This is a genomic window from Streptomyces sp. NPDC037288 (assembly GCF_055603265.1).
The window spans coordinates 261,776-273,026 of the sequence record NZ_JBVJVY010000004.1; the positions used below are offsets into that span (position 1 = coordinate 261,776).

11 protein-coding genes are annotated in these 11,251 nt (G+C 72.8%); 3 read left to right on the forward strand and 8 right to left on the reverse strand.

Annotation, left to right across the window (positions count from 1 at the left end; all coding sequences use genetic code 11):
- Positions 1 to 72: 72 nt before the first annotated feature.
- Entirely contained in the window at positions 73 to 588 is a 516-nt protein-coding gene (locus tag ACZ7GZ_RS07130) for a hypothetical protein (RefSeq protein WP_471021649.1), read from the forward strand.
- Between the two features lie 188 nt (positions 589 to 776).
- Positions 777 to 1,430 (forward strand): zf-HC2 domain-containing protein, encoded by a 654-nt coding sequence (locus tag ACZ7GZ_RS07135; RefSeq protein ID WP_471021651.1) that lies wholly within the window; start codon positions 777 to 779, stop codon positions 1,428 to 1,430.
- A 39-nt stretch (positions 1,431 to 1,469) separates the two neighbouring features.
- Here the strand turns inward: ACZ7GZ_RS07135 and ACZ7GZ_RS07140 are convergent, their stop codons facing one another.
- Both ACZ7GZ_RS07140 and ACZ7GZ_RS07145 read right to left on the reverse strand, forming a co-directional pair.
- Complete coding sequence (locus tag ACZ7GZ_RS07140; RefSeq protein ID WP_471021652.1) at positions 1,470 to 2,333, reverse strand: Fpg/Nei family DNA glycosylase; 864 nt, start codon at positions 2,331 to 2,333, stop codon at positions 1,470 to 1,472.
- Positions 2,334 to 2,368: 35 nt separating this feature from the next.
- Positions 2,369 to 4,450, reverse strand: coding sequence for a SpoIIE family protein phosphatase (locus tag ACZ7GZ_RS07145; protein ID WP_471021653.1), 2,082 nt, complete (start codon positions 4,448 to 4,450; stop codon positions 2,369 to 2,371).
- 669 nt (positions 4,451 to 5,119) lie between these two features.
- Between ACZ7GZ_RS07145 and ACZ7GZ_RS07150 the strand changes: the two genes are divergently transcribed.
- Positions 5,120 to 6,541 (forward strand): lipase maturation factor family protein, encoded by a 1,422-nt coding sequence (locus ACZ7GZ_RS07150; RefSeq protein WP_471021654.1) that lies wholly within the window; start codon positions 5,120 to 5,122, stop codon positions 6,539 to 6,541.
- Between the two features lie 3 nt (positions 6,542 to 6,544).
- Here the strand turns inward: ACZ7GZ_RS07150 and ACZ7GZ_RS07155 are convergent, their stop codons facing one another.
- From ACZ7GZ_RS07155 to ACZ7GZ_RS07180, 6 genes are read right to left on the reverse strand one after another with little or no spacing between them, the layout of a single operon-like run.
- Complete coding sequence (locus tag ACZ7GZ_RS07155) at positions 6,545 to 7,015, reverse strand: cupin domain-containing protein (protein WP_471021655.1); 471 nt, start codon at positions 7,013 to 7,015, stop codon at positions 6,545 to 6,547.
- Positions 7,016 to 7,030: 15 nt separating this feature from the next.
- Positions 7,031 to 7,864: an amidohydrolase family protein gene (locus tag ACZ7GZ_RS07160; RefSeq protein ID WP_471021656.1), complete on the reverse strand. Its 834-nt coding sequence runs from the start codon at positions 7,862 to 7,864 to the stop codon at positions 7,031 to 7,033.
- Positions 7,861 to 8,175: an L-rhamnose mutarotase gene (locus tag ACZ7GZ_RS07165; protein ID WP_471021657.1), complete on the reverse strand. Its 315-nt coding sequence runs from the start codon at positions 8,173 to 8,175 to the stop codon at positions 7,861 to 7,863. The genes ACZ7GZ_RS07160 and ACZ7GZ_RS07165 overlap by 4 nt, the downstream gene beginning before the upstream one ends.
- Positions 8,172 to 9,143 (reverse strand): aldo/keto reductase, encoded by a 972-nt coding sequence (locus ACZ7GZ_RS07170; RefSeq protein WP_471021658.1) that lies wholly within the window; start codon positions 9,141 to 9,143, stop codon positions 8,172 to 8,174. Before ACZ7GZ_RS07170 ends, ACZ7GZ_RS07165 begins: the two co-directional genes overlap by 4 nt.
- On the reverse strand, positions 9,140 to 9,895 hold the full coding sequence (locus ACZ7GZ_RS07175; protein ID WP_471021659.1) for an SDR family NAD(P)-dependent oxidoreductase: 756 nt from the start codon (positions 9,893 to 9,895) through the stop codon (positions 9,140 to 9,142). The genes ACZ7GZ_RS07170 and ACZ7GZ_RS07175 overlap by 4 nt, the downstream gene beginning before the upstream one ends.
- Positions 9,892 to 11,232 (reverse strand): L-fuconate dehydratase, encoded by a 1,341-nt coding sequence (locus ACZ7GZ_RS07180; RefSeq protein ID WP_471021661.1) that lies wholly within the window; start codon positions 11,230 to 11,232, stop codon positions 9,892 to 9,894. Before ACZ7GZ_RS07180 ends, ACZ7GZ_RS07175 begins: the two co-directional genes overlap by 4 nt.
- Between the last annotated feature and the right edge of the window lie 19 nt (positions 11,233 to 11,251).

Below are 11,251 nucleotides of genomic sequence, written 5' to 3' on the forward strand. Positions count from 1 at the left end.
CGTTTCCGGGCGGCGGGCTGCGGCCCGACGGGCTCCGGCGACGCGCACGCACCGGAGGAAGGGCGGGAAGGGATGCTGCACAGAGGGCACGAGAGCACCGACGGCACCGACGGCGGTGAACTGGCCGTCCCCATGGCCTGGTTGTACGCCGAGTACATCGCCGACGAACTGCTGCGCACCGGCGACCTGATGCCGCCGACGTCCTTCGAGTTCCGGGCCGGCCGGGACGCGCTGGCGCTCACCGTCTTCCTGTCCGACACCGACGGGGAGCTGTCCGGCATCCGGGTGATCTCCCAGCTGGAGAACTGGCTCTCACTGACCGCCTACGACCAGCCGTGGCAGGACTGGGTGCGCGAGCGCATGGCCGAGCTGACCGAGCGGGCCGAGCGCGCCGGCACCCGGTCTCCCGACCTGGCCCTCGCGGCGGACGCCTGGCGCTGGCTGGAGGAGACCGAGCTGCTCGCGCCGGACCTCGACGCGGTGCCGGGCGGCGGGGCGGTGGCCGACGAGGACGACGGGCCGAAGGTGTGGACACCGGCCTGGCGGCTCGGGCTGCCCCTCGGGCACCTCGCGATCCATCTGTTCTGACCCCCCTGTTGCGATCATCCGGTCCGGGCCGCCGCGAAGTTTTCCGCGATCGGACCAATCCGCGGGCCGCGCGGCTCCGAATCTCCTGTCCGGGATTCTGCGGATGGCTTGAGTGATTCGACTGTCGGCTGCGTACGGATGGGTGCACGGAGTAACCCCACCCCCACCCATCGGCACGAGGATTCGGCATGAGGTCCCTGGAAAGGCATCGCGACGTCGGCGCGTACGCGCTCGGCGTGCTGAACGAGGCGGAGGCATTCCGCTTCGAGGACCACCTCATGGAGTGCCCTCAGTGCGCGGCACAGATGACCGAATTCGGTCCGGCCACACGGCAGTTGATGCTCTACCGCCGGGCCACGCCGCGCTTTGTGCACCCCATGACACAGCCCGGTCCCCGGCTGCTCGACCGGCTGCTCGGCGAGGTCGCCCACCGGCGGCGGGCGCACCGCCGGCGCTTTCTGTACGGCCTGGCCGCCTCCGTGGTGCTGGCGGTGGCCGGTTCGGGGATCACGGCCTTCGCCGGGCACGAGGCGCCGGCCGCCCACGTCACCGCGGCGACCGATCCGAGAACCGGGGTGTGGGCCGAGGTCACGGCCGACGACGGGGACACGGGCAGCCGGCTGCTGCTGCGGGTGAAGGACGGCACCGGCCCCCATGCCTGCCGGCTCGTCGTCGTGGGCCGCGACGGCACCGAGCAGGTCGCCGGCACCTGGATGGAGCCCGGCCACGACACCGGCACCTTCACCGCGCTCGGGGCCTCCACGATGCACCCCGACCAGATCGCCCGCTACGACGTGCGCACCGAGGACGGACAGCCTCTGGTGTCCGTCCAGGCACCGTAGTCACGTTCGTCACGGTCGCCTCGGGGACACCCGCGGCACTCATTTCAGGAGCCGGGACAGTCTGCGGTCCGCCAGGGGCTTGCCGCCCGTCTGGCAGGTGGGGCAGTACTGCAGCGAGGAGTCGCTGAAGGAGACGTCACGGATGGTGTCACCGCACACCGGGCACGCCTCGCCGGTGCGGCCGTGGACGCGCAGTCCGCTCTTCTTCTCGGCCTTCAGCCGTCCGGCGGCCATGCCCCGGGAGCGCTCGACCGCCTCGGTGAGCGTGCCGCGCAGCGCCTCGTAGAGGCGTCGGGTCTCCTCGGGGGTCAGGGAGGCCGCCAGCTTGAACGGGGACATCTTCGCCGCGTGCAGGATCTCGTCGCTGTAGGCGTTGCCGACGCCCGCGATCAGGGACTGGTCGCGCAGGGCGCCCTTCAGCTGACGTCTCTCGTCCGCCAGCAGAGCGGCGAAGCGGTCCTCGTCGAAGTCGGCGGCCAGCGGATCGGGGCCGAGCCGGGCGATGCCCTCGACCTGCTGCGGATCACGGACGACGTACACCGCGAGGCGTTTCTGGGTGCCGGCCTCGGTGAGGTCGAATCCCTCGCCGGTCTCCAGCGCCACGCGCAGCGCGAGGGGGCCCTTGCCCGGCCTGGGCGGGCCGTCCGGCAGCCGGTCCTTCCACTGCAGCCAGCCGGCCCGGGCCAGGTGGGTCACCAGGTGCAGGCCGCTGTCCGCGGCCAGGTCCAGGAACTTGCCGTACCGGCGCACGGCCGTCACCTCACCACCCTCGAGTGCGGTGACCGGAGGGTCGTACGTCTTCAGGACGCTGACGGCGACCGGCAGCACCCGCGCCACCCGGCGGCCGACCAGGTGCTCGGTGAGGAAGTCCCTGAGCGCTTCTACCTCGGGCAGTTCCGGCATACGTCCAGAGTGCCATCCGGTACGGACAACGCCGCTCAGGCACTGCGCCGGAACTCGCACCACACCGCCTTGCCGCCGCCGCGTGCCTCCACGCCCCACTCGTCGGCGAGGCTTTCCACGAGGAGCAGGCCCCGGCCGGAGACGCCCTCCTCCCCCGCCTCACGGCGGCGCGGCAGGGCACTGGAGGAGTCCTCGACCTCGATGCGCAGCCTGCGGACCCCGTCGCCGAGTGCCCGCAGCGTCACGATCGCGGAGCCCTCGGTGTGCATCAGCGCGTTGGTGATCAGTTCGTCGGCGACCAGCTCGATCTCGTCGGCGCGGTCACGGTGTCCCCAGGAGCGGACCGCGGCCCGGATCAGATGCCGGGCCTGGGTCAGCGCCTCCGGATCGCCGGGGGCCACATGCTGCTGGAGCCGGCCGCCCGCCCGCGGGGCCTCCGGGACACGCCGGCGCAGCAGGAGCAGCGCCACGTCGTCGTCGCCGCCGCGCTCCTCGGCCAGCTGGATCAGCCGGTCGGCGAGCGCCCGCACGTCCTCGGGGCCGTCCGCGACCAGTGCCGTCAGGCGGCGCATGCCGTCGTCGAGGTCGGCGCCGGGCTGTTCGACGAGCCCGTCGGTACACAGCAGCAGGGTGTGGCCGGGGTCGAGTTCGAGGGTGGAGACGGGGTACTCGAGGCGGCCGAACTCGGCGGACAGACCGAGCGGCAGCCCGCCCTCGACCGGGACCCGGCGGCAGGTCCCGTCGAGCTGCCGGATCAGCGGGTCGATGTGCCCGGCGCGGACCGCCTGCATGACGCCGGTGGACAGGTCGGCCTCGGCGTACAGGCAGGTGGCGAAGCGGTCGGTGTCGAGTTCGTGGAGGAAGACCGAGGCACGGGCCATCACGGTGGCCGGCGGGTGTCCCTCGGCGGCGTAGGCGCGCAGCACGATCCGCAGCTGGCCCATGACGGCCGCGGCGTGCGTGTCGTGGCCCTGTACGTCGCCGATGACCGCCCCGACCCGGCCGCCGGGCAGCGGGATCAGGTCGTACCAGTCCCCGCCGATGTCCCGGCCGAGGGTGCCCGCGGCGGTGCCGGCGCGGTAGCGGACGGCTATGTCGGCGCCGCGGACGCTGGGGATGGTGCGGGGCAGCATGGCCTGCTGGAGGCCCTCGGCGACGTCCTTCTCCTGCTCGTAGAGCATGGCCCGCTGCAGGCTCTGCGCGATGCTGGAGCCGAGCGCGACCAGGACGGCGCGTTCCTCGGTGGAGAAGCCGCGCCGGTCGCTGTAGAGCAGCCCCATCGCGCCGATCGGGCGGGCCTGGGCGATCAGCGGCAGATAGGCGGCCGAGGTGACGTGCAGGTCGGTGAGGTGCGGCCACAGGATCGGGTAGCCCTGGGCGAACTCCTCCGGGGACTCGATGAACCGCGGCAGGAGCGTGCGGACGACCTCGCTCATCGGGTACGGCTCGTCGATCCGGGTGATCTGGGTGCCGGGGACGGAGGCACCGGCGGGCCCCTCGGCGACGAGCAGGATGCGCCCGGCTTCCACCAGCCCCATCACCAGGCTGGCCGCGCCGAGGTGACGGATGCCGTGGGTGCTCTTGAGGGCGTCGATGACGTCGTGGACGCTGCGGGCGTGGGCGAGGGCGGCCGAGACGGCCTGGACGACGTTCGTCTGCTGGCGGAACGCCTCGTCCTGGGCGGCCCGCAGACTGCGCTCCGCGCTCTCGGCGAGTTCCTCGGTGGCGTCGCGGACGATGCCGACGACCCGGCGCGGGCGGCCGGTGTCGTCGCGGCGGATGTAGCCCTGGGTGTGGGTCCAGCGCGGGGTGCCGTCACGGCGGCGGATGCGGAAGTAGGCCCCGTAGTTCTCGCTGCCCTCCTTGATGGCCCGCGCCACCGCCGCGTCCAGCCGGGCCGCCTCGGGCGGCGGCACCCGGACGGCCAGCGACTCGGGGCGCCCGTCGTACTCCTCGGGCAGCAGGTCGAACACCTCGTACGCCTGGGCGTCCATGTGGAACAGACCCGTGACCAGGTCCCAGTCGAACGTGCCCATGCGGTTGAGGGCCAGGATCGGATCCGGGTGGGCGGGCCAGTCCTCGGACAGTGACACGGCACTCGCTCCCCGCTCTGCCATGGGGCCACCTTGCCAGGATTCGTGCGATTCTTCGACCTGATCGTCCGCTGGGTTCCGGGGGGCGCGACGGGTGCGGGCGGGCTCGGCCGTCGGGGGAGGTCCGCGGGGGTGCCGGGCAGGTCGGAGAAGCCCGGCGGGCCGGCATCGTCGAGCGGGCCGGTATCGAACAGCGGGCCGGGGAGGGCGTCGGACGGGACGGTCGTACCGGGGGCGAGTTGGTCCCCCCGGCGAACGGGTCCGGTGCCGTCGGGGGAGGGCTGCCGGCGGACTGGCGGTCGCGGCCGGCGAGGATCCCGGCCCGCTCCCCCGGCGGACGGGGCAGGCGCCGTACGGCGGTACGGTGCCCGCGGTGTGATCCGGTGGCGGACTGGGCGCTGTCACGGGCGCCGGAGCGCAGCGGGGCAGGCCGCTCGCGGGGGGGACTCCGGGCCGGGCCCGCCTTCAGGTACCGGGCTGCCGCCCGGCGCCACGGCCGGCGACGCCCGCGGTGCCGCCGTACTGGCCCGGTGCGGTGGCGACGAACCCGGGGGCATCCGCACCGTAGACTCCGCATCACTGTGGGTGACTTCCGCCCCTCGTGTGCATCGCGCCCGCTTGGCTGGCAACTCGGGGAAGGTCATGATGAGGGCGACACCGGCGGTGTAGCCGCGACGAAGGGTGCGCACGGTCGTGAACTGGTTCACCGCTGACGGCTACTGGCTGAGCCGGCTGGTCTTCCAGCGGGCCCTGGCCGCCGTGTACCTGGTCGCGTTCCTGACCGCCGCGCTGCAGTTCCGCGCCCTGCTGGGCGAACGCGGCATGCTGCCGATCCCCCGCTTCGTGGCCCGGATCCCCTTCAAACGGGCCCCGAGCCTGTTCCACCTGCACTACTCCGACGGCTTCTTCGCGGGCTGCGCCTGGAGCGGCGCCGCGGTGTCGGCGGCCCTGCTCACCGGCGCGGACTCGCTGCTGCCGCTGTGGGCCGGGATCCTGCTGTGGCTGGTGCCGTGGGCGCTGTATCTGTCGATCGTCAACGTGGGCCAGACCTGGTACGCGTTCGGCTGGGAGTCACTGCTGCTGGAGACGGGGTTCCTGGCCGCGTTCCTGGGCAACGGCGAGGTGGCGCCCCCGGTCGTGGTGCTGTTCCTGCTGCGCTGGATCCTGTTCCGGGTGGAGTTCGGCGCCGGGCTGATCAAGATGCGGGGCGACGCGTGCTGGCGGAAGCTGACCTGCCTGGACTACCACCACGAGACCCAGCCGATGCCGGGCCCGCTGAGCTGGTTCTTCCACCACCTGCCGAAGCGGGTGCACCGGGTGGAGGTGGCCGCGAACCACGTCACCCAACTGGGCGTGCCGGTGCTGCTGTTCACCCCGCAGCCGATCGCCTCGGCCGCCGCCGCCCTGATGATCGTCACCCAGCTGTGGCTGGTGCTGTCCGGCAACTTCTCCTGGCTGAACTGGATCACCATCGTGCTGGCCCTGTCCGCGCTGCGGATTCCCGGGTCCGCCCCCTCCGTGCCGTCGGCGCCGCTGTGGTACGAGGTGCTGGTGCTCGCGGTCGCCGCGCTGCTGCTCTTCCTGAGCTATCACCCGGTGGTCAACATGATCTCCCGCCGCCAGGTCATGAACCGCTCCTTCGACCCGCTGCACCTGGTGAACACCTACGGCGCGTTCGGCAGTGTCGGCCGGGTCCGCTACGAGGTGGTGGTCGAGGGCACGCTGGACGCCGTACCGCGCGAGGACTCGGACTGGCGGGAGTACGAGTTCCGGGGCAAGCCCGGGGACACCCGGCACTGGCCGCGCCAGTTCGCCCCGTACCATCTGCGCCTGGACTGGCTGATGTGGTTCGCGGCGCTGTCCCCGGGCTATGCCGGCGACTGGTTCGGCGCTCTGGTGGAACGCCTGCTGGAGAACGACCGCGACACCCTGCGCCTGCTGCGCCGCTCCCCCTTCCCGCCGGACACCCCGCCCCGCTACGTCCGGGCCCGCCTCTTCCGCTACCGCTACACCACCTGGCGCGAGCTGCGGGAGTCGGGCGCGTGCTGGGAGCGGACGTATGTGCGCGAGTACCTGCCACCGACGCGGCTGGCGGCGGTGGCCCGGCAGTCGTGAGCGTCAGTGTGACCGGGTGCGATAGCGGCTGCGGAACTCGGCCAGCAGTTCGTCGGTCGCCTCGGCCCCGGCGCTCACGGCGGCGTGCACGTCGCGGAAGTAGTTCTCGTAGCCGGCCGGGGTGTAGAGACACAGTGCGCGTGCCGGGACCGGGCCGGCGTTGCGGAAACCGTGCGGGGTGCCACGGGTGGCGGCGAGCAGGTGTCCGGGGCCGGCCGTCACCTCGCCGTCGCCGGTGTGGAGCGTCAACTCGCCCTCCAGGACGTAGAAGTACTCGTCGTGCCCGTCGTGCACGTGTGGCCTGGCGCCGATGGTGCCGGGGGCGAGGCTGAACTCCTCGAAGGCGAAGTGCCCGCCCGTGTGTTCGCCGGTGAGCCGGAAGAAGTGCGCGACACCGGCGACGTCGATGAGTTCCCCGTCCTCGGGACGGCGCAGCAACGGACGGAGGGACGTGTGAGCCTGATGATCGGTCATGTGGCCATTGTGACCTCACAGACCATAGACGGCGGTGGCGGTGCCCTCGAAGAGAGCGTGGCGTTCCGTCTCGCCGAGGCCGGCGGTCGACTCGGCTGCGGCGGCATGCACTTCGCTGTAGGTGGCCGTCAGTGTGCACACCGGCCAGTCGGAGCCGTACATCAGGCGGTCGGGGCCGAAGGCCTCCAGGGCCGTGTCCGTGTACGGCCGCAGGTCGGCGAGGGTCCAGGCGGCGGGGTCGGCCTCCGTGACCAGGCCGGAGAGTTTGGCGACGGTGTTGGGGAGGGCGGCGAGTGCGCGCAGGCCGGACGCCCAGGGTTCGTGTTCCCGCGAGGCGATCGGCGGCTTGCCCAAGTGGTCCAGGGCAAAGGTCAGTTGAGGAAGAGACGCGGCGGCCTCGGCGCAGGCCGGGAGCTGGTGGGGCAGGACGACCAGGTCGTAGACCAGTCCCGCCGCCGCCACGGCCGCGAGCCCTCGCCGTACGTCCTTCCGCAGCAGCCACTGCGGGTCCGGCTCGCTCTGGACCTGGTGCCGGATGCCCTTCAGGAAGGCTCCGCCGGGGAGTTCGCATAGCCGGGCCAGTTCGTCGGCCACGTCCGGGCGGGTGAGGTCGGTCCAGCCCACGACGCCCGCGACCAGGTCGTGCCCGGCCGCCAGGGCCAGGAACTCCGGGGTCTCCTCCGGGACGGTGACCGTCTGGACGAGGACCGTACGGTCCACTCCGGCCGCGCGGGCCTGCGGTTCGAGGTCTTCGAGGGTGAAGTCGCGTCTGAGCGGGCTGTGTGCGGGGATCCAGTACTGGTCCCGTACCGAGAGGTCCCAGACGTGGTGGTGGGCGTCGACGGTCACGGCAGCTCCCAGACGACGGGCAGCCCGGCGTCGGTGCCGCCTCCGGAGTAGTCGTGCACCACGTCGAGCAGTTCGGCCATGCGGGCCTGCCAGGCCACGTTGACCGGCAGCTGCTCCAGTTCGGCGAGGAGGCGGGCGTAGTCCTCGCATTCGAGGAGGTGGAACAGCTCGGTGCCGCTGCGCCAGATGGTCCATGAAGTGGCGCCGGCGGCGCGGATGGCCTCGGTGAGTTCCTTCGGGACCTCGCGGTGGGCCGCGTCGTACGCGGCGATCCGGTCGGCGCGGACCTTGGTGTGCAGGGCGATTCTCATACGGGGCCCTCCTGTCGGGGCAGCAGTCCGGACTCCCGCAGCGCCTGCCAGAACTGCGGCGGAACCGGGGCCGCGAACTGCTCTGCGCAGTCGTGGACTTCGGCAGCGGAACGGGGCCCGGGCAGGACGCAGGCGACAGCCGGGTGGGCGGCGGAGAAGGCCAGTGCGGCGGCGCGCAGGGTGATGCCGTGCCGTTCGGCGACCGCCTTCATGCGCAGGGCGCGGTTCAGCACCTCCTGTGGCGCCCGGGTGTAGTCGTACGCCGACCCGGGGCCCGGGTCCGCCAGCAGGCCCGAGTTGAAGACACCGCCGACGACCACCGACACCCCGTGCCCGGCGGCCGTGGGCAGCAGTTCGGTCCCGGCGCTCTGGTCGAGCAGGGTGTGGCGGCCCGCGCACAGGACCACGTCCACGTCGGTGTCGCGGACGAACCGGCTGAGCATCCCGGTCTGGTTCATGCCGGCGCCGATCGCGCCGACGACGCCTTCGGCGCGCAGTTTCTCCAGGGCCGGGTAGCCCTCGCGGAACGCCTGCTCGGCGTGGTCGTCGGGATCGTGCAGGTACACGACGTCGACCCGGTCCAGGCCGAGGCGCTCCAGGCTCGCCTCCAGGGTGCGGCGGACACCGTCGGCGGTGAAGTCCCAGACGCGGCGGTGGGTGGCGGGTACGGCGAAACCGTGGGCGAGGTCGTCGCCCGTGCCGTCGGCGGGTTCGAGGCGGCGGCCGACCTTGGTGGACACCGTGTAGTGGGCGCGGTCGTAGGCCCGCAGGGCCGCGCCGAGCCGGCGTTCGGACAGGCCGAGGCCGTAGTGCGGGGCCGTGTCGAAGTACCGGATGCCGCGCTGCCAGGCGGCGCTCACGGCGTCGTGGGCCTGCTCGTCGTCCAGCGGGGTGTAGAGGTTGCCGAGGGCGGCGGCGCCGAAGCCGAGCGGGGTGACCTCGACGCCGCTGCGGCCGAGCCTCCTCACCGGCCCACCGGCCTGAGCCTCAGACCCTGCATGCCGCCGTCGACGGCGAGGGCGGTACCGGTGGTGGCGCCGGACAGGGGGCTGGCCAGGTAGGCGATGGCGCCCGCCACTTCGGCGGCGGAGACCAGGCGTCCGGTGGGCTGGCGGGCCGCCAGGGCGGCGCGTTCGGCGGCCGGGTCGGGAGCCGCGTCCAGCAGCCGGCCGATCCACGGGGTGTCCACCGTACCGGGGTTCACGCAGTTGACGCGGATGCCCTCGCGGACGTGGTCGGCGGCCATGGCGAGGGTCAGGGAGTACACGGCGCCCTTGGTGGCGCTGTACAGGGCGCGCTGGGGCAGGCCGGCGGTGGCGGCGATGGAGCAGGTGTTGACGATCACGGCGTGGTCCGAGCGGCGCAGGTGCGGGAGGGCGGCGCGGGCTGTGCGGACCATGCCGAGGACGTTGACGTCGAAGACGTGCCGCCACTCGGTGTCGTCGTTGTCCTCGACGGTGCCCTGGGCGCCGGTCCCGGCGTTGTTGACCAGCACGTCCAGGCCGCCCAGGTCCCCGGCGGCGCGCTCGACGGCCGCGCGGACCGAGGCGTCGTCGGTGACGTCGGCGCGGTGGGCGAGGAGCGGCCTGTCGACGCCCGTGGTGTCCCGGTCGAGGACGGCGACCCGGGCGCCGCGGTGGGCCAGGAGGTCGGCGGTGGCCCGGCCGATGCCGGACGCGCCGCCGGTGACCAGGGCCCTGAGGCCCTCGAAGTCGCTCATGCGGCCTGTCCCTTCCGGGTGGCGGGGTCGGCGGCCCAGTAGGTGCCGCCGGGGAAGGTGTACCGCGCGAGGGCCTCCGGGTGCAGGGCGGCGGAGAAGCCGGGCGCGGTGGGCGCGGTGTAGTGGCCGTCGCGGATGACGACCGGGGTGACGAAGTGCTCGTGGAGGTGGTCGACGTACTCGATGACCCGGTCCTCGGTGGTGCCGGAGACCGCCAGGTAGTCGAACATCGACAGATGCTGGACGAGTTCGCACAGGCCGACCCCGCCCGCGTGCGGGCAGACCGGGACGCCGAACCTGGCGGCGAGCAGCAGGATGGCGAGGTTCTCGTTGACACCGGCGACGCGGGCCGCGTCGATCTGGACGATGTCGAGGGCGTCCGCCTGGAGCAGCTGCTTGAACACGATCCGGTTGTGCACGTGTTCGCCGGTGGCGACCTTCACCGGAGCGACGGCGCGGCGGATCGTGGCATGGCCGAGGACGTCGTCGGGGCTGGTGGGCTCCTCGATCCAGTACGGGCCGAACTCGGTGAGGGCCTTGGTCCAGCGGATCGCCTCGTCCACGTTCCAGCGCTGGTTGGCGTCGACGGCGAGCCGGACGTCCGGTCCGAGGACCGCGCGGGCGACCCGGCAGCGCCGGATGTCGTCGTCGAGGTCGGCGCCGACCTTCAGCTTGATCTGCGTGAAGCCGTCGGCGACGGCCTGCGCGGCGAGCCGGCCGAGCTTGTCGTCGTCGTAGCCGAGCCAGCCCGGGGAGGTGGTGTAGGCGGGGTAGCCACGCTCCAGCAGCCGCGCGCGGCGCTCCCCGGCGCCTGCTCTCCCGTGCCTGAGCAGGTCCAGGGCCTCTTCCGGGGTGAGCGCGTCCGCGATGTACCGGAAGTCGATCTGCCCGACCAGCCACTCGGGTTCGGCGTCGGCGAGCAGCTGCCACAGCGGTTTGCCGGCCCGTCGGGCGGCGAGGTCCCAGACGGCGTTGACGACGGCTCCGACCGCCATGTGCATCACGCCCTTCTCGGGACCGAGCCAGCGCAGCTGGCTGTCGCCGATCAGGTCCCGCAACAGCGAGCCGGGATCGGCACACAGCTGCGCCACGTCACGGCCGAGCACATGGTCCCGCAGCGCGTCGATCGCGGCGACCTGGACGTCGTTGCCCCGCCCGATGGTGAAGGCGAACCCGTGTCCCTCGTGCCCGTCGGCGGCGTCGGTGCGCAGCACGACGTAGGCCGCCGAGTAGTCGGGGTCCGGGTTCATCGCGTCGGAGCCGTCCAGCTCGCGCGAGGTGGGGAAGCGGATGTCGTGGGTGTCGACCGCGGTGACGCGGGCGGGGGCCTGGGGCACAGAAGTCCTTTCGGCGACG

What these genes read in the sequence shown, in the direction of transcription:
- ACZ7GZ_RS07130 (WP_471021649.1), top strand. Translation starts at nt 73, where the DNA reads ATGCTGCACAGAGGGCACGAGAGCACCGACGGCACCGACGGCGGTGAA.
- ACZ7GZ_RS07135 (WP_471021651.1), top strand. Translation starts at nt 777, where the DNA reads ATGAGGTCCCTGGAAAGGCATCGCGACGTCGGCGCGTACGCGCTCGGC.
- ACZ7GZ_RS07140 (WP_471021652.1), bottom strand. Translation starts at nt 2,333, where the DNA reads ATGCCGGAACTGCCCGAGGTAGAAGCGCTCAGGGACTTCCTCACCGAG.
- ACZ7GZ_RS07145 (WP_471021653.1), bottom strand. Translation starts at nt 4,450, where the DNA reads ATGGCAGAGCGGGGAGCGAGTGCCGTGTCACTGTCCGAGGACTGGCCC.
- ACZ7GZ_RS07155 (WP_471021655.1), bottom strand. Translation starts at nt 7,015, where the DNA reads ATGACCGATCATCAGGCTCACACGTCCCTCCGTCCGTTGCTGCGCCGT.
- ACZ7GZ_RS07165 (WP_471021657.1), bottom strand. Translation starts at nt 8,175, where the DNA reads ATGAGAATCGCCCTGCACACCAAGGTCCGCGCCGACCGGATCGCCGCG.
- ACZ7GZ_RS07175 (WP_471021659.1), bottom strand. Translation starts at nt 9,895, where the DNA reads ATGAGCGACTTCGAGGGCCTCAGGGCCCTGGTCACCGGCGGCGCGTCC.